Genomic DNA, 26,255 nt, shown 5'->3' with positions numbered 1-26,255 from the left:
GTTCAGTCCATCATTGCTGAAGTTACATATGCACGAAGCAGCTGTGCTGATGCTTTTAGCGAATCGATATGTGTCCGTTCCAATGCATGCGATGATTCGATGCCTGGACCAAACAATGCATGTTTCACGTCAAAGCCCGCTCGAATTGCAGCAGATGCATCTGAACCGTAAAACGGGTAAATATCAAGTTTGAACGGAATGTACCCTTCTTTGCAAAGGCCCGTCAAATGTTGTGTCAACGCATAATGATATGGCCCGCTTGAATCTTTGGCACAAATCGACACTGTATATTCGTCCGAAGTTTGCCCGTCACCAATCGCTCCCATATCGACCGCGATATACTCAACAGTCTCAACTGGAATATTAGAGTTACCACCATAACCGATTTCTTCATTGTTAGAAATATAGAAATGCGTCGTATGCGGAAGTTTGACCCCTTCTTCTTTCAATGAACGAATCAGTTCAAGCAACAGCGCAGTACTCGCTTTATCATCAAGATGACGTGACTTAATGAAACCGCTGTCCGTCGCTTCAAAACGAGGATCGAATGATACAAAATCGCCCACTTCAATACCTAGTGCACGTGTTCCAGCTGCATCAGTTACTTTCTCGTCAATACGCACTTCGATATTTTCCACGTTTCGTTCTGCAGTCCCTGCGTTTTTATAAACATGAACTGTAGTCTGGTGCATAAGGATTGTTCCACGGACTTCTTTCCCTGACGCCGTATGAATGAGGCAGTATTCTCCTTCAACCGCGTTCCAATTGAAACCACCAATCATTGTCAACTTCAGGCGACCATTGCTTTTCACTTCTTTCACCATCGCCCCAAGTGTATCGGTATGCGCTGTAAGCAGACGATGTCGCGTTGAATCCACTCCTTCAATCGTTGCAATGATTGCCCCTTTGTTTGTTTTCTTATGCGCTACCCCGATTTCATCTAGTTCCTTTGCTATTAACTTCATCACTTTTTCCGTATAACCTGATGGACTTGGTGTCTCCACAAGCCTTTTTAGTAGTTCAACAATACGTTTTTCATCAAATGTTGTAGTCATTTCTATTTCTCCCCTCTCTCGCGTCGAAATATGTAATTCAATCCCAATGTCGAATCATGTATGATAAGTATAAAGTAATATTGTGAGGTGCCCAATGAAAGATTCGACAATCGTCCATTCACGCAATATGTTTATTATACTTTTTTTTGCCTCTAGCGTCACCGTACATCTTTTCACGTCACTTCTTTTAGATTTTCATAGCGCAATGATTTCTGGCCTTATCGGATTGTTCATCGTCACTGTACTGTTTGTCCTTTATAAATCAGGGATGAATTCTCTTACTTTTCGAATCCCACTAATAATTGGGTACTTTTTATATATACTTATTTCAAACTTAGTAAATCCTGATTTAGTACACTTATTTTACCTTATCTTTCCTATCGCCTTAGTGGCAATCTACAATATCACTTGGTTAAACATGCTGATTATGGCCATCACAGGTATAGAAGTGTTTGTTTTATTTTACTTATTCAGTCCAATTTATAAATCAGTGGATGAAACTCAATTACTCCCCAATATAGCTTTCATTTTTAGCTTGGCAGTGTTCCTTTGCGTACTCTATTCTTTCAGAATCACACCTGAATGGAACAATATCTTCAAGGAAAACAAGAAGTTGGATGTTTTACTTACATCCAGAGAAAGCTATCTCGATCTCTTTTTTGAACATACGGAAGACGCAATTGTTGTGTTCGACTTAGATCAGAACATTGTCGCAATGAATCCCGCATTTGAAAAAACATACGGCTGGAAGCGCGAGGAATGCATGGGACGTTCTCCACGACTCTTCCCTTTGTCCGAGGATGCAACGATTGCAGAGAGGACAAAGAATTTATTGAACGGGGAAAGTTATCATTTTCTGCGAACAATAGAGATGAGGAAAGATGGTACCGTATTTGATGCTGAACTGACATTAGCCCCTATCTACGATTCCGAAAAAAAATTAGTCGCCACGTCATTCATTGCACGTGACATCACACTTAAGCTACAAGCTGAACAACTAAAAATCGATACAGAAAAACTAAAAGTAATCGGTGAGATTGCAGCAAGCGTCGCCCACGAAGTACGTAACCCTATGACATCCATTTCAGGATTCGTACAGATGATGAACAACGATCCCGCTAATCCATATCGCGCATACACCGAAATTATGTATACAGAAATAAACCGTATTGATTTGATAGTCAGCGAGTTTCTCGTCCTATCAAAACCGAATTTAAAAAAATTCACTGATTTCTACATTGAAAAGTCACTTCTAGATGTAGTATCGATATTCGAAACGGAATTTAGTAATCGGTCAATTTTTTGCGATGTTCAGATTCCTAAAAATAATGCAATCATTAGGGGTAATGAAGATGGTATGAAACAAGTCTTCATTAACTTATTTAAAAATGCGTGTGAAGCGCTTGTAAAAAACGGCATAATCACTGTCGTAGTCAAATTCCAAGACGAAAGGGTTACTATCTTCATCCGCGATAACGGTCCCGGGATGAATACCGAAACAATTGAAAATCTATTTGAACCATTTTACACGACTAAAGCAGAAGGTACCGGCCTTGGTATGCTCATTACAAAAAAAATCATCGTCGATCAAGGCGGAACGATAACCGTGACCAGCAAAATAAATCATGGAACCGAAACAACGATTATACTTCCACTAGTTTAAACGAAAAGAAAACCGCCACCCATTAACGGATGAGCGGTTTTACTATTTTTAATTTATTGCCGTATGGCGGAAATGCAAGTGTCATTGGAATGGACGTACTTTTTTTCATCATGGATTTTGCATGTGTGAACGTATCGAAACTTGCTTTTCCATGGTATGCACTCATACCTGATGAACCAACTCCGCCAAACGGTAAATTAACGTTACCAACATGCGCAATTGTATCGTTAATACATCCCCCGCCAAACTGCACGTTTTCAATGAAATAATCCGCAGCTTGCCCGTTTTCAGTAAACATATACGCCGCGAGCGGTTTTGGCAATTTACGAATACTTTGAATCGCTTCACCGAGATTCTCATACGTCATAACCGGTAAGATTGGACCGAATATCTCCTCTTCCATTGAAGCACTATTCCATGAAATAGCATCAAGCACTGTCGGTTCAATGAATAAATCTGAGCGGTCAGAACCACCACCACTTATCACATGTGCACAGTCTTTATTGATAATGTCAACTAGACGATTGAAATGTTTGTCACTGATAATTCTACCGTAGTCCGGACTTTTTGAAACATCTTTCCCGTAAAATTTACGGATTGCAGTAAGCATTTCTTTGACAAGTTTCTCTTTGACAGAATCATGAACAAGTATATAATCCGGCGCGACACATGTCTGTCCTGTATTAACAAATTTCCCCCAGACAATGCGTTCAGCTGCTTTTTTAATATTGGCAGACTGGTCTACAAGAGCAGGACTTTTCCCGCCAAGTTCAAGCGTAATTGGTGTCAGCCGTTCAGCTGCCGCCTTCATAATAACTTTCCCAACTGCTACACTGCCTGTGAAAAATATATAATCGAAGGAAGCGTGGATGAGTGCGGAAGTTTCTTCACGCTCCCCTTCTACGACTCGGATATAGTCTGGCGAGAATGTTTCTTTCACTATTTTTTTAATAATATGTGCCGTGTGGGCAGCTACCTCGGACGGTTTGACAATTGCGCAATTTCCACCTGCAATCGCTCCAACAAGCGGTTCCATCACAAGTTGAAACGGATAGTTAAACGGACCAATGATTAATACGGATCCGTATGGTTCACGAACAATGAAACTTTTCGCAGGTTTTAGATGAACAGGTGTCTTCACCGTCTCATCCTCCATCCAGCCTTCAAGATGCTTAATCATGTAAGAAATGCTTGAAAGGACGAAACCGATTTCCGTCACATAAGACTCGAAAGGACTTTTACGCAGATCTTTATGTAACGCTTCCGTAATTTCAGCTTCATTCGCAATAATTGCGTCTTTCAATGTCAAAAGCATTTCTTTACGGAATGCAAAACTTCTTGTTTGGCCTGAAAAATAATATGCGTGTTGGGAAGCAATCATCGATTCCACGTCTTGTGCAGTAAAGTTCAACTTATTCCCTCCATCCCTTTATACCTTCAATCATAGTTAGAATTGTTGCGGGATGCAAAAGTTAGCACTTTATTCCTTTATCAGGTCAAAAGGTGATCAATCAATTTTTGTATTTCAAGTCCTTCATCAAATGACACAAGTAGCGCAGTTTCACCGTTAGCTGCCGCAATGCACTCATCCGTAAGCGTTTTCACTGTATCGAAGGAAGTCAATATCTCAAAAGGACTGTCTTTTTGTGCCATGCTAAGTTCCGACCAATTGCGCAGTTTCAGAACACCTTCATCTCCATATACTGTATAGGACAGTTCTTCTTGTTGACCGATTCCCGAAACACCATTCAAGAAGACCGGAATGTCATCCGTGGTTTTTCCGATTGTAAGGACACTCGTTTCCGCAAGCGTTTCATCTTCAGGATAAACGGTTTGGTGGGAAGTAATCGCAAGTTGACCAAACATCCTGTACATAAGTTGAAGGTAATGCGGGAATACTTCTCGTGTAAAGCCGCCTTGTTTTCGCGAAGCGATCCACGGATTTTGTTGCCATACACGTGGCCAATGCGGGAAATAAGTTTGCAGTTCAATTCGAATGATTTGACCAATTTCACCTTCATTAACAAGTTTCATCATATGACGAACGGACGAACTATACATGAGCGGAAAATGCATTGCCGTTTGAATTTTACTGTTCTCTGCAGCCGAAGCCATAACTAATCCATCTGTCACATCGTGTGCAAGTGGTTTTTCACAAAGCACATTCAAGCCTTTTGAAATCGCTGCTGTACTCAGCGCAGCATGCGATACGGGTGGAGTTCCAATATAGATCCAGTCAGGTTTCATCGCCAAAACCTCCTCATAAGAGGATGCCGCAAATAATCCGTATGTATCCGCCATTTCAGAAAGTCGTTCATCATTTTCATCAAACAAGGCAATAATTGTTGCAGATTCGTTATTGCGTAATTGATTGATGATTCGCTCGCCAACAATACCTGTACCAACGAGTGCAAATGTAGTTTTCTTCATAGAAATAACCCCTTTTCACGAATAATTGTATGAAAGGAAAAAGGATAGGTCTAACGATTCCTTTTCACCCTTTGACGTTTTGTATTATAGCATTGAAGGGAATAGAATGTTCAAATAACAAAGAATTTAAAGGAGGAAATGGACATGACAACAACTGATACTTGGTGGGAAACGATCTTTGAAGGAAATCTTTCATTGGGGATTAATAAAGAACGTCTTGTAGAACTTGAAGAAGAAAATTTCCTTTATTTTGATGAAGAGAAGCAACTACAGGTGCCTACACACTGATAATTATTATAACTAACTTGTCAACGATACTAATTTCCAACGGACCATAAAAACAGCCTTTCCATGAATTTAAAATGGGAAAGCTGTTTTTTTATGTGTGTGAATGGTGAGTAGATCTTTTGAGTGTGTGTTGTTTAGTTTTAGGCTTATGTTGTGCAGTTCTAGGCAAGCGTTGTTTAGTTCCCTATATACGTCACTCAATACTGTGCCACAGATAATGTGCTGCATAACTTAAGTAAGGTGACCACTCTGGAAAGCGGGCAAGCATTTCATCTTGCGTGGGCTTACGATCCATCTTCCACACCTGCTTCAATGCGTTTTGCAAACCAATATCCGCCAGTGGGAATAAATTTGTACGTCCGAGCCCAGACATAAGGAAACCTTGTGCAGTCCAAGGTCCTACACCACGGTAAGCAACAAGTTTTGAAGTTACTTCATCGTCATCCATTTTCCTGAACTGCTCAAGGTCAAGCGTCCCCTCTGCAATCGATTGCGACAAGCCAATGACATATTCAGCCTTACGCGTGCTAAACTGCAGGTCTCGAATCACTGAGACGTCAAGCGACGCAATACGCTCAGGGGATGGATAACGCCAGACGTCATCTACCATCTCCCCAAATGATTCTACAAAACGTTGCGTCAGCGTATGTGAGAATGACAAATTGAGCTGCTGGTGAATGATGCTTTTCATTAGAGTTCCATATAATGAAAAACTTTTAACAAGCGGGGTTCCTTCATACTCAAGAAATAGCGGCCCAAGATCTGTTCCCGCAAAATGTAACCCGATTGCATCCAACGGTTTATCAAAATGAAAGATTGATTTAACCGTTTCAATTTGACTATCATCAATTGCATTTCCCACTATAAATGCAGGTAGTTGTTTCGTGCCTGTACTTTGCAACGTGATATTATTTCCCTCTTCCATAGGGATGCGCACTATGCGGCTTTGCAAATCCACAGAATTCACCGGGTCCCCTGCCAACCGAATAATTGCCCGATCGAAATCATAGACATAAGGCAATGAAAATTGAACGTCGATAAGAAACACCCCCTTTTTTTACAGCATTCTAGTGTCTAGTATACTCTTTTTTAAAAAACTTTTCCTAAAGGTGTTGACTTCTATTACAGACCCGCTATAATAATAAATGTGCAGTAAGCAGAAACACAATTTAATTCCCGGTTCCGTAGCTCAGCTGGGAGAGCACTACCTCGACAAGGTAGGGGTCGCTGGTTCGAGCCCAGTCGGGACCATACGAAAGGCAAAGCGTTGATATATAACGCTTTGCCGTTTTTTTGTTTTCGTTGACTTGTGCCGATGACTTGGTACAGATAACCGCTACTAAACGAAACAGATAACCGCACCGCATGTCACGTCATTCATTACGATGAAAATTCGTATTGAAAGGGCGTGTTTTTTTATGGGCGAAATTCATTCAGCTAAACGAAAAGGAAAACGGGTCATGACCGAAAGAATCGGCGTCCCATCGTCTTCCAATAATGATATAGACGTTCTTTTTCAATTCTTTTGTAATGCGAAACTTGCGGAAGGTCGAGCGAAAGGGACGATTAAAAAATATCAATTTATTTACGGCAACTTTTGCAAGTATTTAGACGCTCACGGAATCGGGCGTGATATGCGAAATATTGACGTTGATTTGATTCGGGATTATATTTCTTGGTTACTCGAAGATTACGTTCAATATAAAGACCACAAATTCAAGCCCGATTATTCGAAAAAGATAGGGTTGTCGCCGCACACTACTAACGACTATTTGAAAAACCTTCGAACAATCTTCCGCTTCCTTGCCGAAGAGAATAAGATTGATTCGAATCCATTCGAGGACGTCAACAACGTCAAATATACAGAAGCGGAAATCGTCGTATTAACCGCCGAAGAATTGAAATCATTACTCGAAGCCCCCGACAAACGGTCATATACGGGTTTCCGTGATTTCGTTCTAATGACGTTACTTATCGACACAATGGCACGAATCAATGAAGCGATATCGTTGAAGCTTTCGGACGTGGACTTTTCAAATGACACGGTAACTATACGGGCGGCAATCGCAAAGAATCGAAAATCACGGATAATCCCAATTCAAAAACAAACATCGAAATTGTTGAGGGAACTTATCAAGGAAATCGACGATTTCGATTCGGAATATATCTTTCTCGCGAATTACGGTGAACCTTTGACGCCTAACAATTTTAGAAATCATTTGCGGCGGCATTATATCAAGACAGCGGGAATCAAAAAAAGAGTTCATCCCCACCTATTTCGCCATACGGCGGCGACTATGTTTCTTGAAGCGGGCGGCGATATTCGTCACCTTCAATTGTTGCTTGGTCATTCCGATTTAAGAATGGTTATGCGCTACACTCACCTATCCAATCGAGCATTAAAGGAGCAACACGCCAAATACTCGGCAATGAATCAAATCACTGGGAAATTAAATCAGAACCGAAAAACAAAACGATAATAAAGGGGAAGAATGGCAATGACTACTTTTGCGGCTATCAATTTGAAAGAGTTACGACAACACGAAACTTTTGCAAGCGTTGGAGAAATGGACAAATCTATCTATGAATATATTGATTACATTCGCCATGACGTCCCGCAAAGCGTCATTGACGTTCTTCTCTGTCTTGGTAAGGCGTCTTTACGTTGCATTGGCATATCGTTCATGAAGCAAGCGACAATTGCGAAGGATACGGGCTATTCACGTAAAACAATCAATAAGGCGATTAAGACGCTTGAAACGTTGGGCGTCGTTGATTCTAAGCAAACAAAAACGAAAGCGGGTCGCCCTTCCGTTAAAGTTATGCGTATACTTCCCTTTCACCTTAAAAGGTTACAACAGGGGGTTACATCATACGAAGGCGACAAAGCCAACGGGGGCAACGTTTTGACGCTTATTGACGAGTTCGAACCATTTGTACAAGAATCACTAAAACAAGAAAATAATAATATAAGGGAATCGCAATCTATCATCGAAAAAGTATCGAAGTTATCAACAAATATGGACATTGATGGCAATCTGAAAAACGTTGTTCGCTATCTTGCGTTAAAGGTCGGCAACAAAGTCAAAGAAGGTCTTCGAATCGAATCCTTCGGGGCGTATTGTGAAAAAGTATTTGCGAATGAAGTCCGTCGCTTTGCCGTAATGCAATCAATCGCCGAAGAAAAGCATCAAAAGGAAGATGCCGAAAAGAATCGCTTTGACAACTTTGTCATGCGTTACTTTGGCGACCGTTTTGAAGTCATTGGGTCGTTTGCACAGCAAGAAGCCCGCCGCATGTATCAAGAAACAACGCAATCGAAACGTCCGAATCCCGTCTTTTACAATTGGCTTGAATCGTAATAGAAAGGGGAAACGTTATGAAGAAATCCGAAACGTTCAAGGTCGGAAAATATACGGTTCACATCGTCGAAGAAAACGAACCAGGTGAATCGGCAATTCGGAACACAAACCGAAAGGTCAATGAAATCATGAACAAATACTATTCGAAATTAGACCACAAGGACAAGCAATGCGAATAGAAAGCCCGTAAATCGTTTCTATGCGTCTTTATGTCATTCGTGAACAAAGAACACTCGAAGAGGCGACGACGCACCCCAATCAAAGCTGTGTGAAGCCGTTTCTTGCCGTACACAAAAGAAAACGCCAATCCTTTACGAATTGACGTTACTTTGACGGTATTCTAATAGTGTTTGAATTATAGTATCGTTTGGAAGGTCTTTCGCCGCTAATTCGTCAAGATACTTTCGTGAATCGCTTGCAACGTTTAGAACTTCGTCTCTTTCGAAGTCTAATTTCGACAATATCATAAAAGCATTGTACTGGTGGACACGTTCAAACGGCGTTCCTTCTTCGAAATTAATCGAAGCAAGGTCAACGGCTTCCCCTTCGGAAATAATGCGTTTATGCGCTTGGATTGCGTTTAATAGAAGTTTATCTTTCAAGTATTCATTCAACGTAAATCACCCGCCCCGAATCATTTTGCTTTAATTATAGCAGATTCGAAGGCATATCGTCCGCAAAGCGTGGTATGTGGGTGACCGTATTAATATGAATAGAAGAAAATTCCCCTTCGAATAGTTCGTTCATGCCTTGAAGGGGGTCACGAATGAAAATTCGAAGGGGAATCCGTCGGTTTATTCGGTTTGGTTATCTTCGGTCTTGATTGATTCGGTCGGAAGAATGCCGAAGTGCCGCCCCCGATCAATTTCTTCCTTTTGTCGTGAATATGAATCCGACGTTTGTGCATGTGCCGTCATGCTTCCCGTGTGGATTGAATAGCTGCTCGTTTTCTTCGTATTGAAATGAATCGGAATCACGCTACCACCTCCACAAGAATCGCTGCTTCGATATCACGGACGACAAGAACGGGCAAGGCGTTGATTTGTGCAATACGGAAAACCGTATATTCGGAGCGATTGCTTCGAAGCATTGCCGCCTTCCGTTTACAGTCTTCTTGGTCTTGCCGTATCGTTGCGCCCCATTCGTCACCACGGCGACGGTGTACTTTGTATTCCGTGGTATGTGTCATTTCAAACACCACGTCACGAAGCGTCATTTCGCACCGCCTTGAATCACTTGCAATTGCGATTCGATTGCTCGAAGTTCGTTGTCAAGGTCATCTTGCGACAATGCGGAATAACGGTTGTCTTCGATTGTCGTCTTCTGCTTGACTTCCCGACGCTCGACCAATAGCCCCGCCATCTTCGCAAGCAATTCGGTAGAACGGAAGTCGCCCTTCTTCATTCCCTTTTTCAACGCCGAAATAATGTCGGGAACGTCTTCTTCAAGTTCATTCATAACATATTTACGAACCGCCTTTTTGACCAATGGCTTTTGGCGAATTCGATAAAGTTGACGGTCTGAAATCCCGATTGCCGCCGCAATGTCATCATAAGAACGCCCGCCCTTATTCGCAAGTTCTTGAACGACTCGGATTTCGTTTTCATTTAGTCCGATATAAATATCATCCATTTTACAACCCTCCTTTCCACTCATAGATACGACGCATTATTTTCAGTTGTTTTTCAAGTTGTTCATTCGATAATTGTTTCAACGGCTTCCCGCCCGCAATTTTTTCTATTTTCGCTTCCAAGACTTCAACCCTTCGCTTTTCAAGGCGTTTAGCATCCGACAATACGGGCGAAGGTTTCTGGTCGCGACGTGCCGCTTCCTCTTCCAATTCCCAACGCTTGACGGCGGATTCTTCGACGAATTTTTGTTCCTTAACCGATAGTTTTGAAATATCGAAGCCATAAAGGGCAACGTTCATTCGTCGAATTACTTCGTCGGTTGAATCCCAAAGTTGAATATCTTCTTTTTTCAGCATATGTCCCGCCCCCTTTATTCACCGCCTTTCAATTTTGCAAGTTCGGCCTTCACTTCTTCGTTTCGTCGTACGGCTTCGTCAAATTCCTTCTTGGAAACCATTTCTTCATTTTGCTTCGCTTTTTGAAGTTGTGCCAAACCATACGCAATCTTCGTAAATGTGGGAACGTTATCAAGATTCCCTTGCTCGATTTGCTCGACGTATTGTTCTTCATGGGTCTTTTCCTTCTCGATAGTTACCACACCATTCGTGTGATACCATTCCGAAATATCTTTCACGGCGTTAGATTCCGAAGGTGGTTCGTAATTCAATAGTTTTCGGTCATTTCGATTAATCATTTTCCATCCCCTCCCGTTTCCTTTTCGAATTTGCTAAATCGACGAGAATGATATCCCGTCGAGATTTCAATTCATAACAAAATAGCGGTAACCGACAATCCTTCATCGAAGAATAGTCGTTCCGCTTCCCTTTTTCGCACTTGGATTTGCCGTTGGTCACTTTCCGCCATTTGAATTGACAAACGTTCCTCCTTTTCATCCTCGAATTGCATCCGTTCTTCAAGTTTATTTTCTTCTTCAAGTAAAGAATTAATATAGTACACTTCCGAAACCTTGACGCCTAACTCTTTCGCAATTTTGAGGAAGGTCTTGTCTTGTTCGTTATCAAGGCAATGGATAATGGCTTTTCTCGACTTACTCTTATATCCACTTCTTACATTGAACGTCGAATTTTTTAATTTCGACGGCTTCGTCATTTCGAATCACCTTCGAAGGAAATTTTCCCCGTTTCTTTATATCGCTTTACCCAATCGGGAAGATAGCCCGTCAATGCCATTTTTGTTGCCCAATCGGGGATAGAGTATGACACTTGTGTTCCGACTTCTTCACCAAAATAACTCGGATTCGGATTCGTCGGGATATCGTCGAATGATTGAAAAGCCTTCGATTTCCCTTGTGTTCTATCGTTACGATTATCATTACCAAGTTCAAGCATAAGACCGTCATAACTTCTCATAAGACTGTTTGCCTTTCCTTTAATTTTAGATAGTTCGTGGTAGCAAAGAAAAACTTCGGCTTGTGCTTTCTTCATACGTCGTTCCACTTCATTCCATTCGTTATCAACCGCTTCAACCTTCTTCACCCGTGCTTGACGAACAAGCGGAATAGAATCGAAGGCAATCGTCTTCCGAACGCCTTTCACACGTTGGAGCATTTCGTCAAGTTGCTTGACTTCGAAAGATTTGTCACGAAGTAAGTCTTCGACTTTTTTAACTGTTTCTTCGTCCACGTCACCCATTGCATACGCTTGAACGGAATCTTCGATTGCTTGAAGAATTATTGTGATTTCGCCGTTCAACGCATCCCGTTTTACTACGATTTCCTTGATTCGTTCATTTACTTTCGTTAATTTCTCGTTTTCAAATAGTTTCATAATAATTCCCTCCTTTCGATTAGTTTTCAATTAGTTGTGCAAATGCTTTTGCGTCGATTTCGTTTGTTTCGATATATTCAAGAAATTGCTTCGTTCTTGCTTCCGAAAGTTTTTTTCGATTCTTTTCGCAAGCCGTGACAAACGAAATCGACACGCCCAACGCCTTCGCAATGTCCGTCACACTTTTTCCATTTACAATCCGAAGAATCGTCAACGCCTTTCCATGTAATTTGAATACGTCTATCAATGAATTCACCACCACTTTATATTTGAATTAGATTTAAAATTGAACTTTGATAGCAAAACAAAAAGGACGCCGAAGCGTCCGAAGTAGGGAATTCGAAATCATGTCAACTGAATCTCGAATAAGTTGCCCGTTTTTATTTATCGGTTAATCCGAACTAAACAGGGGATGCGTTATGACATACGCAATTAGAGAAGGATCGGGCGAAACCTTTCTTTTTCGTCCTCTGATATAGAATTGAACCGCAGCCCTTTTCGACAAGTGTTTTTATAAAAGAATTTTTATTAGACGTTCATTCTTCGATATTCGTCTTCCGACAATGAAAGAATTTGTTCAATTGTCATGCCGTCAAAAGGCGTGTGACGCCCTATGTGCTTCTTTGTCGGTACACTCGGGCGATTGACTTCCGAATCCTTATTGGACGTCGTGGCGTTGTCGATTGATTCCGTGTGAACGTCTAATCCCAAACGTTGGCGTTCTTTCATGCGACGTTCTTCTCTTTCCTTCGCTTTTTGAATTTCGCCCGCAATGCGATTTCTTTCCTTCGCCGCAAGAATTAGTTCACGTTGCGACAATGGCTTTTGTGGCGTGTCGATTGATTCCGCTTGGTCGTCGCGTGAAGCGTTTTCCGCCATTTCTACGTCGCTTGGAAGTCCCGATAACGAATCTTGAACGGACGCCGGGACGCTTTCATGTGACCCCTTGCCGCTATCTTCTTTATTACGTCCATTCGTAACAATTGAAGAAGCGATTCTTTCCCTTTCGGAAGTTCGGACAATATCGCCATGACCTTGATTCGACTTTTCCTTATTCAATTCTTTTTCAGTATCAACAATTGAATTAGTTTTGTTGGTCTTTGAAGAAGTATCCTTTTCACTTTCAAAAAAAGCCGCTTTTTCCCCTTCTTGTTCTACTGGATTTAGTTCTAATGGATTTAGTTCAATGGCTTTTGTTAGTGTACCAATTGGGGATACATCTTCGACCTCGTTTGGTACTATGCTTGTATCCTCGTTTGGTACTAACTTCGAAGAATCTACACAATGTCCCCCACCTTCTTTAATAGATGTCGCCTGAAATGGTACTAACTCAATCCGATTAGAACCGAATGCCATTCCCGCCGAAGGAAGAACCCGATAAAAGTTCCTTGCCTTTTCGTATCCTTCACGAACCGTCTTCTTTTCAAGAATCGCCTTTCCGTCTTCCGTACGGTATTCACAAAGTTTTTTAATCTTACGATTGATTGTTTTCCGTTCCACGCCGCAAATTTCCGCAATCTTTTCTTGACTCGGGAAACATCCCCCTTTGTCGTCCGCAAATGAAGAAATTGCCGCAAGAACGCCGAAGCCGTCCCAACCTAATGCGCCGATAAACCCCCCGTGAATATTTCCGATTGAAACTTTTAAAAATAACCCTTCTTTTTGTTGTTCTCCTTTCGTCATAATAATGACCCCCTAATGTTCGAATTGAAACGACCCGATAAATCGCTTCCTGGTTCACAATTCAACCGAATAAGGTTTCGACAAGATATCACAAACGGAAAAGTTTCGACGTTGTACCTTTTGGGCGACAATCTTCCGATATATTTCGAAAAAATTATAGGAAAATTTTTATAGCGGCTTTCATATTTCGGAGATAGGGCGACCCTTTTTCGAATGTTGCCGATAGATTCGGAAGAAATTGATCGGGGTCGACGTAAGTCATTCGATTGTTGCCATACACCTGTCGGAAAGGATATCGAGGGGGAATAAGAAAGGACGCCGCATTGAACGCCTATTAATGAAGGAAGATGAATAATTGACCAACACAAAAAGCCCCGCCCTATTTTAGTATTTGGACGGGGTTCATTCGTTGCCGCTCATATTTCGGCGGTGAACAAAATGATTGAAGATATGCCGCCTTTATAGCAAATGGCAAAAAGACGTTCAATTTAATGTGGTTTCAATAACATTTCCTTCTTTGAAATCGTCGTCCCAAGAAATAACGATTTCCCACGGTGGAGAAGAATTTCCGGCGATAATCATTAGGGATTTAATCGTGTGACCCGCAAGGATAGTTGACGGAATTTTGTCGCTCAATACATTTGACTTGATTTTCGAACCGTCGCCAAATCTATCATAATTATAGAATTCAATAATGACGTTCCTCGCCTCGGCTTCGCCAATATTACGAATGATGAATTTGTCCTGCATACGTTTAGAACCCATTTCCTTCGTTCTATCAACTTGAAATTTCGCTTTCTTCTTAGATTCAAGACGTTCTTTTTCTTTGCGTCTTAGAATTGTGGTGCGTTGATGATTCAATACTAATGCCCATATGCCAGTAATCGAACCGACAATAGCCAAGCCGAAACTAACCCATTGTATCCACGTTGGCATTCCGAATTTCCCCCTTTTCACCTAATTGTTCTAATTTGATTCTATCAAACGTTGTGAATAGTGTCATATGTTGTCCCTTTGTTGCCAATACTTTCGTAAATTTGTTGCGTATATTCTCGATTCACCTTCTGCGCCGAATAACACCCCCCGTCCCCCCGTGTCCCCCCCTAAAATTCCAATCGCTATATAACCGAACAATGCGGCAATGCTTTTGACAATGGTTCGTCATGCTTGCTTCATTGCCGTGTCGTGCTTCGTCATGCTCTTCTATTGGTCATAACTTAACAGTATTGACCTACGAATGACGATGTGATAGTATCAATGATATCGAACAGTCATTACATATGGTCATAACTATGAGGGGGAAATTGAATGAATAAGAATCGCTATGGATATGCAAGGGTGTCGTCAATGGGTCAAGACTTGGAAGTACAGCTTCAAGCGTTGGAAGCGGAAGGTTGCACGACTATATATAAAGAGAAGTTCACGGGGACAACGAAGGAACGTCCGCAATTAATAGAAGTATTGTCGATGCTACAAGAGGGCGACACGTTGATAGTGACGAAACTTGACCGTCTTGCACGTAACACAAAGGAAGGGATTGAGATTGTCGAAGGACTATTCGAAAAGGGCGTTCGTGTCCACGTCTTGAACGTTGGTCTTTTGGAGAATACGACAATGGGACGATTCTTCCTTACAACGTTGCTTGCCGTCGCTGAAATGGAACGCAACATGATTATCGAACGGACGCAAGAAGGAAAGGCAATCGCAAAGCAAAGACCCGATTTCGTTGAAGGTCGTCCGAAGAAGTTCGGTCGGAAGCATATCGAAGACGCCCTTTTGAAACTCGATACAATGTCGTATAAGGAAGTAAGCGAATCAACTGGAATAAGCGTTTCAACGTTGTCAAGGGCGAAACGTAAAGCACAAGCGAAGGCAATAGAAACGGAAGTACGTCGTCCATAAACGGGGCGGCTTTTTCTTTTGTCGTATGTCCGAATGTGTAAAAGCGAAATACTTGACGAACCCCCGTCGTTATTGACGTTATTCGTGTTTTGGCGTCGAATATCCTCGGACATAAGGGGACGTATAAAGTCGGTATTACGGACTTTTGAAGCGATTGCCTTACGTACATTACGAACCATATGAAGCGAATCCCTTCAAAATACCCTCGACATTGATTTCGCATACCTTTCCTTTCGACCCCCTATCGTTATTAACGGTTGAAATTCGATTCGTGAAATGACGTTCACATACGCTTTCACCTCGAAGGCATATAAATATCACACGATGTCCGATCTTGGTCATACCGAATTCACACGACTTCACATTGTACGCACTAATGATTCATTCTACAATGAAATTACGATTTATGACGGCGGAAGACGGGAGTGAATTCAACGTGCATCTTCATTGAATCCAAGTCATGAACGATAAAATATATTTCGAACGTGGCGGCAAGTTCGTCAAATCACACAAGACCTTTCAAGTTGCGAAGAATTACTCAATCAATACCTTTCACACTTGGTCTACAACTAACTGAAATGAAATCAATTGTTCTAAAATCTTACGGCTTTATCAAAAACAAGATGTCTATTACAAAAATAATCATTTAACGAGCCAATCTATGTGTTTTACTACGGGTAATGAGTCCTCTTTTTTATTGAACAAATAAAGGGGGAAAAGAGTTCTGCACTTAGGAGTGTTGAAATAGACTGTGAAGCGAAACGAGAAAACCCCCTCCTTTTAAGGGGGGGGTGTAATTACTTATCTAAAAGCGAACTTAACCAACCGGATATTAAATCTTTCCCTAATATAAATGCTAAAATTAAAACAACAGAGTATATAACATTCGCTACTACGTTTGTCCCAACAGAATTCCAAAAGTTACTTTTCCCATTGTTTTTCTTATATTGTTGAAAGAAATGTTCCTCAACTTTTGAATAATATGATTTTGCAGCTTCAATGATATTCTCAAGGCTTATATCATTTAAAAGTGGCTCTCCAATATCCTTTTTTTCTCTGACCGTTAAAGGACTTCCTTTTTGAGTCTCCCTTGCTTGAAAGGCGTAAAACAAACCCTCTGAAAACTTTCTAATCACAAAGTCTCGTTCAATCTGAGTTATCTGCTTACCATCACAAAAGTTATTGATTCTATCGAAGGTGGACTTATCCAAAAAACGTCCCCCTCTTCTTCTTTGGTTTTTTGTTTCCCCATTCCTTTATTAAAAACTCAATGGGTAAGAACATCTCATCAGAGTCTGAAGAGAACCGCAAAGTTCGCAAATAAGGTCCTGAATATCGATAAAACAACTTAATGTCCTGCTCAAAATTTATCCTTATTAAGTCTTCATCATAAACTCCCCTGTCAATGCCATTTGCTAAGGTATTAAAAATATTTAGCAGTATCAATGTTTCATCCATAAAATCTTCTTCTGTTTCCAACATTAAATCATAATTGTTTTCTTCTACAGTCCTGCCATGAGCCAATTGATTTCTTTTTGCACGATTAGTGATTATTTTACTCATCATCTTTGGAACATCTTTGTGTTGCTCAATAATACGTTGAGTGAATTCTGTTCTTTTAAAATTACTATTGCGTTTCAAATATGTAATTAGAAGCAAAGACCCAATTGAGATTATCATGGCAGCGTAGGCTAATATCAAGCTACTCATTAGTTGAATCACTTCATATGTGTTTGTGTACAGTATATTTCCTCCTCGTATAAATTTAGAATTCTAAATTAACGCATAGTAATATTTTACTATAAAAATAGCAAAATAGATATATCTAAAATTCATGCTATTATTTTTTTTATAAACGTTTTGATTGAGCTTGGGTTTCTTATTACGTATTCAACTAATCGCTGCTATAACCTATGCTTTTGGGGTTGATGAAATAAGTACTATTACTTATGTTATTTTCTCTATTGCCCCCATAAAGAGAACCCGTTATCCTACGGAAGGTCTTTTTTGTTATTTTCTTTCCCTTTCTTTATATACAACGAAATCTACCATTTTCGGTTGTAAGACAAACGACAAAACGAAAATGAATAAACAGTGGTAATATCAAAATCACAGTCAAGGAATGGGGGCAATCCCGAAGGAATTTGGTTTGCCACTACTTGAAGCTCTTGCCGTTCGACAACAACGAATGAAAGTGGCGGAATAAACGTCGTTCCAATCATTAATTTATAAGGCGTTGGCTATATCGAATGGGATTAATGCCGTCACGAATGGCAAAGTCGGAAAACGAATCGGATGACGAAGGTTTCGAATAATATTTGAAGGCGCAAAAAGTCATCGAGGAATTTCCGTAACATTTGATTGTTAAAAATGCGAAAATCGAAAAGGAACATTCAAGTTTGTTTCTTCTTTCAAGTTACATTGGGCACAGCCAATTTATTCGCACGGCACATTTAGACCCAAACGGGCAAGCGAAGGAAGACACGGAACAAGCCGACCGATGAAAACATGAGGCAAGCATTCGAATATATGAAACAGATTGTGAACGACATTGACGTTGCGGTCAACCATAATGGGGAAGGCGAAACATTTGGCGTAACCCATTTATTGAACGGTGACAAGGTTTCCGAAATGGAACGATTTATTGAAGGACGATAACAGCGAAAGCGGTGAAATGTTCGTCGTTTTTTTTCGTTTACTTACATGTTTACATACACCATGCTACAATAGTGAAAATTATGACTTGAAAGGAATGTACGAAATGAAAGAGATTTACAAAAAAGTTCCTATGTTGTTTATAATCACGACGGCTATACTTGGCGGTTCGGCGGTATTTCATTTTCAACTTACATTTAGCACGTACGGTGACCCGATAATGTCGATGGGCGACCCGCTATGGGTATATATATTTATTTGCTTATTTGAAACGTTAAAAACCACGATATACTATTCATTTTACTTTGTTATTGTCTATTACTTATCAAAACTGATTATCCAGTCATTGTATGTATATATACGAAATTTGTTATCCACATTCACTCCAACCGCATAACGAACCAAACAAGGCGTCTTTTTTATTCCCTTTTCGTCAGTCATAACCGGCCTTTTCACCACGCGATTTAGTGGTCTCGCCCCCCTTCAAAAGCATGAAAGATTCAAATGCGGTACGGCGGAATTCGTTGAAGCGGTCCGTACGTTCTTCATTGACGGTACGAAAGAAAATCGAAGCATCATCGAAACAATTGCGAGGAAAACGCCTTTTTGTATATGGGAGACGCCCTACAAGCGAATTAGTCCGGCTTCGTGTGTGATAGTTCGATAAGTTGCAGATAAGCGCCTTTTATTCTTGCAGATAACAGCGCCTACATGGTATAATCGCGATATTGTAATGAATTGACATTATGACTTGCCGATGACTTTCGTTGATACCATTGACTTGTCGATGACTTTCGAATATATTAACGCTTGATTTCGTATTAACACTACCTCGACAAGGTAGGGGTCGCTGGTTCGAGCCCAGTCGGGACCATTGGGTGCCAAACCCGAAGAAAACCTTTAGGAACAAAGGTTTTTCCATAAAAAAGACGTTCAGGCCTTGTGCTTGGAGGTCTTTTTTTCTTTGGATTTTTACACCTAATGTCCGCCATTTGTCCGCAGCTTTTATTGCAGGTCATCCGTATGTTTTCAAATCGCATTGTGGAAAATATCTGCAACGTCACTATGTGAATTAGGTAATAGATGGGCATAAAATTCTAACGTAATTTTGGGATTTGTATGTCCAAGTCGAGCCGCTATTTTAACAACGTCGACTCCTTCCGCTATCAAGATGGAAACATGCTTGTGCCGCATATCATGAAAGCGGATCGCTGTCACTTTAGCCTCTTTTACAATGCGCTTCATGGCTCGGATTACATTTCGCGGATCTTGCATGGTTCCCGTATTCGTACAAATCACTAAGTCTTGATTTTGGTATAGGCCACCCACAAGTTCTTGCCATTTATCCTGAATTGGATAAAAAATTGGACATTGGACAACTCATTCGAACGGAATGGCTGAAGCAAAACATGAAGCAAGAGAATCTGGCAAATAATATTTGTTCTATTTCTCACTTGAGTAAAATCGAACATGGAGTGACAATGCCTAGTGATGCGGTTCTGCAACAGTTACTGCAAAGGTTGAATATATCGTTAGAAAGTGTAACTGCACACTCGTCTCCTGAACAATTTATACAGTTTCGCGAACATTTCCAAGATGTGATTAATCGGCGTGATAAGCCAGGAGCAGAGTCGCTTTGTGAGGAGATCCATAGCTATTTGAAGGCACATCCACTCTATGACTATCAATTCGACCTATCACTGATGGAAAACCGATTGCTACTCATGACTTCAGCTGATGTTATCGCTATCCAAAGCAACCTAGATATTTCAGCAACTATAAACTGTGAACCTTCACATAACCACCGCAATTGTGTGTATTATAATTTCGCAGCACAAACTTATACCTAATTATTTCTTTTTTCCTTCAAAACTGTTGTATTCAACATCCTCCCATATTTCCTTCACCTCAATTAACTCGTAATTATCCTCAAAACGAATTTCAATGGAGTAATTATACAAATATTCCAGATGATCTATATATAAGATGAGTGTATTTTCATCTTTCCACTGTCTACTTACCGAAATTACCCCAAAGGTAGTTTGGCTAATTAAAGGGGTATCACCTAAAGCAATTGATAAATCCTCCTCAATGCCATCATGTAGCCATACTTTTAACGCAGCTTCATTTTTACCTTTAAATGATAGACGTAGCTCTTTCCACCCTAATTCATTGGAATCGAAGACATAGCTTTGCTCATCAATTTTTTTTATGTCCTTAGGGGGCATAGATTGTTTCTCACTCTCAACCTTCACTCTATTTTCCAACTTTATCGACTCAAGTGAATTGTATTTTTCATTATTTGATGCAAGAGCCTCTTCTGATACAGCCGCATTCACAATGAACTTTACACTGTCTTTTAATTTATTGTTAGTTTCAGGTGCATCATATCCCGATGTAAATACTGCAACAATCTCTAAATCAGGGATAACATATATATATTGTCCGTATCCCCCCTGAGCAGAGTAAACATAATGACCCTCTATTTCATCAATAACCCACTGATAACCATAATGACTTCCTCTAAAATAAATAAATCGATCTTCTGATGACTTTTTGGTTGATTCTTCAATCCATTGCTCGGATATAAGTGTTTCCCCATCCCATTTACCTTCATTTAAATATAAAAAACCTATTTTCGCCATGTCACGTGGTGTCATTATTAGCCCATTGCCGCCTACTGCGATATTATCTCTCTCTACAAATTCTTTATTTTGTATGTTAAGCGGTTCAAAAAGATATGTATCTGCGAACTCTACTGTTTTCATGCCTGACTTTTTCTGAAGGATTGCTGTCAATAAAAAAGAATCTCCAGAACTATAATGGTATTGAGTATCAGGTGAAACTCTCATTGGTTTATTTAAAAGAAATGACACTGGATCTTTCACTTCCCAAATCATTACATCATCGCTACCACTATCATTACTATTATCATACTCAAGTCCAGATCGCATGGACAACAAATCCTTAACAGTAATTTGATTTTTATCACTGTCTAGGTTCTGAATATCTTTCTCCGAGAAGATATCCACGACACGCTCTTCCAATTTGAGGATCCCCTGATCTACTGCAATGCCGATGAGAGCTGAGGTTATACTTTTAGTAGCTGAATAGATTCGCTGCTTTATTTCAGGTGTGTACCCCTCACTATATTTTTCAGCAACAATATAACCATTTCTAGTAAGGATTACACTATTAGTTCCAGTTGCTTTTTCATTGACCTCATTAAAAAAACCCATCAACTTTTCCGTGTCCATTCCTTGAGCTTCAGGAGTGGATTTCCTCCACTCGTTTGTTGGAAAGTATTTTTCTTGCGTAAAGTATACATCTTCCATGTTTTGATTTTCGACAACTACATTTTGTTTACATCCAGTTAAGATGAGGAAAACCACAGCGATTAACATAAACCTTTTCATCATATTGCCCCTCTCTCGTAGCATATCGTAATGTCTAAACATATTTGGTAATGGAAATATCATTCACTACTCGGATTACGAGTAACATTTTCTAATAAGAAAACTGTTGTAGTATAAAGAATTATTCGAAAAAGTAATACAGACCACCTGCTTACTTTTTTGTCCGCAATTTGTCCGCATAATTAATTTCCTGTACCGAACTTATTTTACTGAATTGATTTACCTGTTCACTAAAACCTTATTAAATCAATCTTATCTAAACTCAACTAATTCAGCTTAACCAGTTTAACTAAGGGGTACAAAATCGACAAGGAAGGGGTCGCTGGTTCGAGCCCGGTCGGGACCATTGGGTGCCAAACCCGAAGAAAACCTTTAGGTACAAAGGTTTTTCCATAAAAAAGACGTTCAAGCCTTGTACTTGGAGGTCTTTTTTTTATTGTTTTTTTGTAATTGGGGAGTTGAATAAGGAAACAGCTTTACTCCTTCTTGAAGTAAAGCTACTGTTAGTTGAAGATTCATTAAAATTACCAAGTTAATTCATTTAAAAATGTAAGTATATCTTTGTTCACGTCATTCATATCCGTGCCTAATGTCATTAAATGTTTAGAGTTCGGATACCCCTTCATTGTTTTTTGATTCGTCGCAACGCTTTGAAAAATTACCTCTGCACTTTCTTTATACAATGGCTCATCTAATTCACCATATAATATGCGAATTGGTGATGTTAAAAGTGCTAATTTATCCATCGTTAAATCAATTAGCTGTTGGAACTCAACTAATGAATCGATAGAAATATTTTGAAGATGTTTCATTTCTACATTTATTTGTTCTTCATTTTTTCCTTCCAGTTGTTTGTATCCTTTTGCATAATGAAAGACACGTTTTTGTAGAAAAGTAGCTTCCCTATGTATTGGAACTGACATTATCACAACACCATTTATCTCCAACTCTTGACCAACTTTTAATGCAAACACACCACCAAGAGAAAGACCAATCACAGCTATTTTTTCAAAACCTTTGTCCTTCAACAACTTGTAACCGTTTAGTACATCTTGCCACCAATCTGACGGTCTATGTGTGAGAAGTTCTTCTGCTGTTAAACCATGTCCACTGTATAATGGTGCGTAGCAAGAATAATTGTTCTTTTGCAAATACCTTCCTAACTTTTTCATATCAATCGTATTGCTTGTAAAAGAATGTAATAGTAAAACGGCTTTCTCTCCACCTTTATAGAAAAAAGGCTTAGGGGGTACTATTTTCATCATTATTTTGAATACCTCACTAACATATTCTCAGAATTTAATTAAATAACAGAACATCGAATTTTTATAATTCCTTTAAAGTATAACATCCATTCATTATTGAACTAAACTGACCGTTGCTACAATACCATTTTTCAGACTACATCTTGTATTACTCACTACTCATTTTAGCAACTTGTGTAACTACTGCTGTAGAAGGTTTTACACTAAAATCCTCTGACAAATTTAGGCCGAATAAAACCGGTATTGTTCCAATTATAGAGATTTTTATATAGGTTCTCCTAGCAATACCGCTCCTAGAATATAGCCACCAACAGGATTTAAAAGCAACCAATTATTTGCTATAATAGCGTCTTTTTTAAGCATGTAAAACGGTAAATAATAGACCTACCCTCAAACCCTTAAAACTTAATCCCCTTTGACTTAAGATACATTGCAATAATAGTTCTATTTCATTAGTGAATAGAGTCTCTTCATTTTTTTCGGAACCCAACTAACTAATTGAAAATCATTTTCATCCTGTGTAAATGATTTCCTGATTCTTTTCTGGCAAGGGATTGAATACGTCGCATCCCTGAACTTTTTCTTTCATTCTCAGCAGGGATTTGTTCTGCGTCTGTATCTTATTTTGCCGTTATCCAATTAATTCCTAACGTTTTTTGATTTTATTGGTAGTTAATGATTTTTGATTCCTCATTAATTTGATACAATTGACTTCAGACATCCTCAGCATTCCATTCGACCTCCACTGCATTTGATTTTACACACTAAAGCAGAGTAATTCGGGAAGACAGGCAAGTCTTGTTTGATGAATTTAAGTTTAATGTTATGTACTTTTTTGTTTCATAACACTTTACTTTTATTTCTCACTATACAATTGACCGTATACTGTTGTTATATGCAATAGATACTAACTATTAGTCGGAGGTTTTTCTTTGAATGTTGTCATAAACAAATTTAAAAAATTGCTACTCAAAAACATTGTTTTGTACAGTATTATAGCAGTTTGTTTTGTTGGTTCTATACTGTTTGTTCAATACAATTACTCTTTTTACGATCGACCAATTGCTAAAGTTATCGAGACCAATCTCGAAGATTCAGTTCAAGTTGTTGATATGCATAACAATCGCGACCAGTTGTTCACACAGCAAATCATCGCTGTGATTAAAAATGGACAAGAAAAAGGACAACAAATCCATATAACGAACGAGTATTCAACTTCAGGTGCTTATGATCATGCATATCGAGTAGGAAACGATTTATTTGTTTCAATTGATGAGCAAACAAAGGCATCAGGCGATTTAACCGGAAGTATAAAAGATATTAAACGTGATAAATACATTGTTATGATCATGTGGGTGTTTATATTTGTTTTGCTTCTAATTGGGAAAAAACAAGGATTTTTTTCGATCGTCAGTTTAGCAGTCAATGCCCTCTTATTATCTTTTGCACTAGATGTTTATGTAAACAATTCATCTATCAGTTTACTTTGGATATGCGGGATAACTGTTATTTTATTTACCGTCACCTCTTTGTTACTCGTGAACGGTTTTAACGAAAAAGCATATGCTGCGATTGTCGCAACACTTTTAGGAACATTTTTATCCTTATTGATTGCCTACCTGGTCATATGGATCACTGCAGGAAGCGGGTTACGATATGAGGAGATGAGCTTTCTGACACGCCCTTATGAAATGGTATTCATGGCTGGTCTCTTCGTCGGTTCTTTAGGTGCAGTGATGGATGTCGCCATTACAATGTCTTCCTCTATCTTCGGGCTTTACGAGAAAGACAATCATATATCGACAAAAGCATTGAAGAAATCCGGTTTAGAAATTGGAAAAGACATTATGGGTACCATGACTAACATTTTGTTCTTTGCGTACATTAGCGGATCCATTCCAGTCCTTATTTTATATATAAAAAACCACACTTCACTGTCATTTGCCCTTTCTATGAACCTTTCTTTGGAATTAGCGCGAGCGTTGGCAGGTGGCATTGGAATTGTACTGGCAATTCCGATTGGTTTATACACTTCTATCTTCTTTGTGAATCGAAAGAGGCATAAATTATGAATGTATTGGTGTGGCTAGCAGCCATTTTGTTTATATTAATGATCGTCATTGGTGGAAAAAAAGGAGCACGGTCCTTCATTTCCTTATTCTTAAACTTTGGTGTCATCCTTCTTATCACATTGATCATGGCAGATCCGAATGCAAACCCAATTATCCTGACGATTATTGGGTGTACGATCATTAGTTGTATTAACCTTTTTTTCATCAATAAAGTGAACAGTAAAACAAAAACTGCATTACTTTCTACCGCCATCACAATTGTTATTTTATTGATTTTTATCAATCAAGTGACGAAATTAACGATGATTCAAGGGTTTGGCGAAGAAGAAATCGATGAACTGACCATATTTTCTCTTTATATTGGTGTGGATTTTGTTAAAATTGCAGCTTCAGTCATTATTATGAGTACAATCGGAGCTATTACGGACGTAGCCATTTCGATTACTTCCCCTATGCTTGAGATATTTAACCAACATCCAACTATTAGTAGAAGAGACTTATTCAAATCTGGGATAAACATTGGAAAGGATATTCTAGGGTCAAATACAAATACGTTGTTTTTCGCCTTTTTCGGGGGTTATATGGCATTACTTTTGTGGTTTAAAGACTTATCTTATTCTATAGGGGAAATCGTAAATTCAAAGATTTTCGGTAGTGAAATGATTACAATATTTAGTGCTGGAATTGGTATCGCACTGATTGTACCAATTGCTTCCTGGATTAATGCATATTATTTAGTGAGGACAAGGGAAAAAAAGAAAATAGGAACCTAACTAGCAAAGTCTAGATGCGCCCCTTTACTAGGAAGGATTTCGATCTGGCAATCATCAGTATTTGAAAAGCGATTGCATAATGGCTAACTAAAATCGACCAACTAAATGTCCACAGTATGATAAAGTACGTTCTACCCCTTGATAATCTAGGGGATACAAAATCGACATGGAGAGGACTGGATTGATTCCAGTCGGGACTATATCGTTAACCCCTTGTGCATAAAGGGTTACAGAGTAACACAACCCTTTATTGGGTTGTGTTTTTTATTATTA

31 protein-coding genes and 1 tRNA gene are annotated in these 26,255 nt (G+C 39.5%); 12 read left to right on the top strand and 20 right to left on the bottom strand.

The genetic code is table 11. The features are described 5' to 3' along the window. Nucleotides 1–2: 2 nt before the first annotated feature. The gene (locus tag MKZ26_RS20215; protein ID WP_340767359.1) at nt 3–1,055 is read right to left on the bottom strand and encodes a M42 family metallopeptidase; all 1,053 of its coding nucleotides are present in this window, start codon (nt 1,053–1,055) and stop codon (nt 3–5) included. A 94-nt stretch (nt 1,056–1,149) separates the two neighbouring features. Here MKZ26_RS20215 and MKZ26_RS20210 point away from each other — a divergent pair, with 94 nt between their 5' ends. Then, nucleotides 1,150–2,718, top strand: a complete 1,569-nt coding sequence (locus tag MKZ26_RS20210; RefSeq protein ID WP_340767358.1) for a two-component system sensor histidine kinase NtrB — start codon at nt 1,150–1,152, stop codon at nt 2,716–2,718. A 22-nt stretch (nt 2,719–2,740) separates the two neighbouring features. On the opposite strand, the gene MKZ26_RS20205 is transcribed toward MKZ26_RS20210, so the two are convergent. Both MKZ26_RS20205 and MKZ26_RS20200 read right to left on the bottom strand, forming a co-directional pair. Then, the gene (locus MKZ26_RS20205; protein WP_340767357.1) at nt 2,741–4,129 is read right to left on the bottom strand and encodes an aldehyde dehydrogenase; all 1,389 of its coding nucleotides are present in this window, start codon (nt 4,127–4,129) and stop codon (nt 2,741–2,743) included. An 80-nt stretch (nt 4,130–4,209) separates the two neighbouring features. Then, nucleotides 4,210–5,148, bottom strand: coding sequence for a Gfo/Idh/MocA family protein (locus MKZ26_RS20200; protein ID WP_340767356.1), 939 nt, complete (start codon nt 5,146–5,148; stop codon nt 4,210–4,212). Nucleotides 5,149–5,292: 144 nt separating this feature from the next. Here MKZ26_RS20200 and MKZ26_RS20195 point away from each other — a divergent pair, with 144 nt between their 5' ends. Next, nucleotides 5,293–5,436, top strand: a complete 144-nt coding sequence (locus MKZ26_RS20195; RefSeq protein ID WP_187045496.1) for a hypothetical protein — start codon at nt 5,293–5,295, stop codon at nt 5,434–5,436. A 193-nt stretch (nt 5,437–5,629) separates the two neighbouring features. Here the strand turns inward: MKZ26_RS20195 and MKZ26_RS20190 are convergent, their stop codons facing one another. Continuing rightward, on the bottom strand, nt 5,630–6,475 hold the full coding sequence (locus MKZ26_RS20190; protein ID WP_340767700.1) for a DNA-3-methyladenine glycosylase family protein: 846 nt from the start codon (nt 6,473–6,475) through the stop codon (nt 5,630–5,632). A gap of 139 nt (nt 6,476–6,614) precedes the next feature. Between MKZ26_RS20190 and MKZ26_RS20185 the strand changes: the two genes are divergently transcribed. The 4 genes from MKZ26_RS20185 (at nt 6,615) to MKZ26_RS20170 (ending at nt 8,977) form a co-directional block, all read left to right on the top strand. Continuing rightward, nucleotides 6,615–6,687 (top strand) — tRNA-Val (locus MKZ26_RS20185). 167 nt (nt 6,688–6,854) lie between these two features. Beyond that, on the top strand, nt 6,855–7,916 hold the full coding sequence (locus tag MKZ26_RS20180) for a tyrosine-type recombinase/integrase (RefSeq protein WP_340767354.1): 1,062 nt from the start codon (nt 6,855–6,857) through the stop codon (nt 7,914–7,916). Nucleotides 7,917–7,934: 18 nt separating this feature from the next. Beyond that, nucleotides 7,935–8,798, top strand: coding sequence for a helix-turn-helix domain-containing protein (locus MKZ26_RS20175; RefSeq protein ID WP_340767353.1), 864 nt, complete (start codon nt 7,935–7,937; stop codon nt 8,796–8,798). 17 nt (nt 8,799–8,815) lie between these two features. Then, nucleotides 8,816–8,977, top strand: coding sequence for a hypothetical protein (locus tag MKZ26_RS20170; RefSeq protein WP_340767352.1), 162 nt, complete (start codon nt 8,816–8,818; stop codon nt 8,975–8,977). A 132-nt stretch (nt 8,978–9,109) separates the two neighbouring features. Here MKZ26_RS20170 and MKZ26_RS20165 read toward each other — a convergent pair whose 3' ends face one another. From MKZ26_RS20165 to MKZ26_RS20115, 11 genes are all read right to left on the bottom strand, one after another. Then, the gene (locus MKZ26_RS20165; protein ID WP_340767351.1) at nt 9,110–9,412 is read right to left on the bottom strand and encodes a hypothetical protein; all 303 of its coding nucleotides are present in this window, start codon (nt 9,410–9,412) and stop codon (nt 9,110–9,112) included. A 180-nt stretch (nt 9,413–9,592) separates the two neighbouring features. Next, entirely contained in the window at nt 9,593–9,775 is a 183-nt protein-coding gene (locus MKZ26_RS20160) for a hypothetical protein (RefSeq protein WP_340767350.1), read from the bottom strand. Further along, a complete protein-coding gene (locus MKZ26_RS20155) occupies nt 9,772–10,014 on the bottom strand; it encodes a hypothetical protein (RefSeq protein ID WP_340767349.1) in 243 nt (80 codons plus the stop codon). Before MKZ26_RS20155 ends, MKZ26_RS20160 begins: the two co-directional genes overlap by 4 nt. After that, nucleotides 10,011–10,430, bottom strand: a complete 420-nt coding sequence (locus tag MKZ26_RS20150) for a phBC6A51 family helix-turn-helix protein (protein ID WP_340767348.1) — start codon at nt 10,428–10,430, stop codon at nt 10,011–10,013. The genes MKZ26_RS20155 and MKZ26_RS20150 overlap by 4 nt, the downstream gene beginning before the upstream one ends. A 1-nt stretch (nt 10,431) precedes the next feature. Then, nucleotides 10,432–10,785, bottom strand: a complete 354-nt coding sequence (locus tag MKZ26_RS20145) for a hypothetical protein (protein ID WP_340767347.1) — start codon at nt 10,783–10,785, stop codon at nt 10,432–10,434. Nucleotides 10,786–10,799: 14 nt separating this feature from the next. Continuing rightward, complete coding sequence (locus tag MKZ26_RS20140) at nt 10,800–11,123, bottom strand: hypothetical protein (protein WP_340767346.1); 324 nt, start codon at nt 11,121–11,123, stop codon at nt 10,800–10,802. A gap of 71 nt (nt 11,124–11,194) precedes the next feature. Beyond that, nucleotides 11,195–11,539, bottom strand: coding sequence for a hypothetical protein (locus tag MKZ26_RS20135; RefSeq protein WP_340767345.1), 345 nt, complete (start codon nt 11,537–11,539; stop codon nt 11,195–11,197). Continuing rightward, the gene (locus MKZ26_RS20130) at nt 11,536–12,216 is read right to left on the bottom strand and encodes a hypothetical protein (protein WP_340767344.1); all 681 of its coding nucleotides are present in this window, start codon (nt 12,214–12,216) and stop codon (nt 11,536–11,538) included. The genes MKZ26_RS20135 and MKZ26_RS20130 overlap by 4 nt, the downstream gene beginning before the upstream one ends. Before the next feature lie 19 nt (nt 12,217–12,235). Continuing rightward, nucleotides 12,236–12,463: a hypothetical protein gene (locus MKZ26_RS20125; RefSeq protein ID WP_340767343.1), complete on the bottom strand. Its 228-nt coding sequence runs from the start codon at nt 12,461–12,463 to the stop codon at nt 12,236–12,238. 281 nt (nt 12,464–12,744) lie between these two features. Further along, nucleotides 12,745–13,899, bottom strand: a complete 1,155-nt coding sequence (locus MKZ26_RS20120) for a helix-turn-helix domain-containing protein (protein WP_340767342.1) — start codon at nt 13,897–13,899, stop codon at nt 12,745–12,747. 483 nt (nt 13,900–14,382) lie between these two features. Further along, the gene (locus MKZ26_RS20115; RefSeq protein ID WP_340767341.1) at nt 14,383–14,835 is read right to left on the bottom strand and encodes a hypothetical protein; all 453 of its coding nucleotides are present in this window, start codon (nt 14,833–14,835) and stop codon (nt 14,383–14,385) included. Between the two features lie 372 nt (nt 14,836–15,207). Between MKZ26_RS20115 and MKZ26_RS20110 the strand changes: the two genes are divergently transcribed. Continuing rightward, nucleotides 15,208–15,801 carry a recombinase family protein gene (locus MKZ26_RS20110; RefSeq protein ID WP_340767340.1) on the top strand — a complete coding sequence of 198 codons (594 nt, stop codon included), beginning with the start codon at nt 15,208–15,210 and terminating at the stop codon, nt 15,799–15,801. 797 nt (nt 15,802–16,598) lie between these two features. Here the strand turns inward: MKZ26_RS20110 and MKZ26_RS20105 are convergent. Then, nucleotides 16,599–17,012, bottom strand: a complete 414-nt coding sequence (locus MKZ26_RS20105) for a hypothetical protein (RefSeq protein WP_340767339.1) — start codon at nt 17,010–17,012, stop codon at nt 16,599–16,601. Continuing rightward, nucleotides 17,005–17,511 (bottom strand): DUF4760 domain-containing protein, encoded by a 507-nt coding sequence (locus MKZ26_RS20100; protein WP_340767338.1) that lies wholly within the window; start codon nt 17,509–17,511, stop codon nt 17,005–17,007. The genes MKZ26_RS20105 and MKZ26_RS20100 overlap by 8 nt, the downstream gene beginning before the upstream one ends. 819 nt (nt 17,512–18,330) lie before the next feature. Between MKZ26_RS20100 and MKZ26_RS20095 the strand changes: the two genes are divergently transcribed. Beyond that, on the top strand, nt 18,331–18,459 hold the full coding sequence (locus MKZ26_RS20095) for a hypothetical protein (protein ID WP_340767337.1): 129 nt from the start codon (nt 18,331–18,333) through the stop codon (nt 18,457–18,459). A gap of 103 nt (nt 18,460–18,562) precedes the next feature. After that, nucleotides 18,563–18,853 (top strand): hypothetical protein, encoded by a 291-nt coding sequence (locus MKZ26_RS20090; RefSeq protein WP_340767336.1) that lies wholly within the window; start codon nt 18,563–18,565, stop codon nt 18,851–18,853. A gap of 632 nt (nt 18,854–19,485) precedes the next feature. On the opposite strand, the gene MKZ26_RS20085 is transcribed toward MKZ26_RS20090, so the two are convergent. Continuing rightward, nucleotides 19,486–19,785, bottom strand: coding sequence for a tyrosine-type recombinase/integrase (locus MKZ26_RS20085; RefSeq protein ID WP_445683440.1), 300 nt, complete (start codon nt 19,783–19,785; stop codon nt 19,486–19,488). A 35-nt stretch (nt 19,786–19,820) separates the two neighbouring features. Here MKZ26_RS20085 and MKZ26_RS20080 point away from each other — a divergent pair, with 35 nt between their 5' ends. Continuing rightward, entirely contained in the window at nt 19,821–20,306 is a 486-nt protein-coding gene (locus MKZ26_RS20080; protein WP_340767335.1) for a helix-turn-helix domain-containing protein, read from the top strand. On the opposite strand, the gene MKZ26_RS20075 is transcribed toward MKZ26_RS20080, so the two are convergent. Both MKZ26_RS20075 and MKZ26_RS20070 read right to left on the bottom strand, forming a co-directional pair. Further along, complete coding sequence (locus MKZ26_RS20075) at nt 20,307–21,872, bottom strand: serine hydrolase domain-containing protein (protein WP_340767334.1); 1,566 nt, start codon at nt 21,870–21,872, stop codon at nt 20,307–20,309. 524 nt (nt 21,873–22,396) lie between these two features. Continuing rightward, nucleotides 22,397–23,137: an alpha/beta hydrolase gene (locus tag MKZ26_RS20070; protein ID WP_340767333.1), complete on the bottom strand. Its 741-nt coding sequence runs from the start codon at nt 23,135–23,137 to the stop codon at nt 22,397–22,399. A 932-nt stretch (nt 23,138–24,069) separates the two neighbouring features. On the opposite strand from MKZ26_RS20070, the gene MKZ26_RS20065 reads away from it, so the two are divergent. Next, nucleotides 24,070–25,209, top strand: coding sequence for a YibE/F family protein (locus tag MKZ26_RS20065; protein ID WP_340767332.1), 1,140 nt, complete (start codon nt 24,070–24,072; stop codon nt 25,207–25,209). Beyond that, a complete protein-coding gene (locus MKZ26_RS20060) occupies nt 25,206–25,982 on the top strand; it encodes a YibE/F family protein (protein ID WP_340767331.1) in 777 nt (258 codons plus the stop codon). Before MKZ26_RS20065 ends, MKZ26_RS20060 begins: the two co-directional genes overlap by 4 nt. The last annotated feature ends 273 nt before the right edge of the window (nt 25,983–26,255 follow it).

It is taken from the genome of Sporosarcina sp. FSL K6-6792 (assembly GCF_038004885.1).
In the GTDB taxonomy this organism is placed as follows: domain Bacteria; phylum Bacillota; class Bacilli; order Bacillales_A; family Planococcaceae; genus Sporosarcina; species Sporosarcina psychrophila.
The sequence above is the reverse complement of the archived record's forward strand: the minus strand, read 5'-3'. Positions and strand labels throughout refer to the sequence as shown.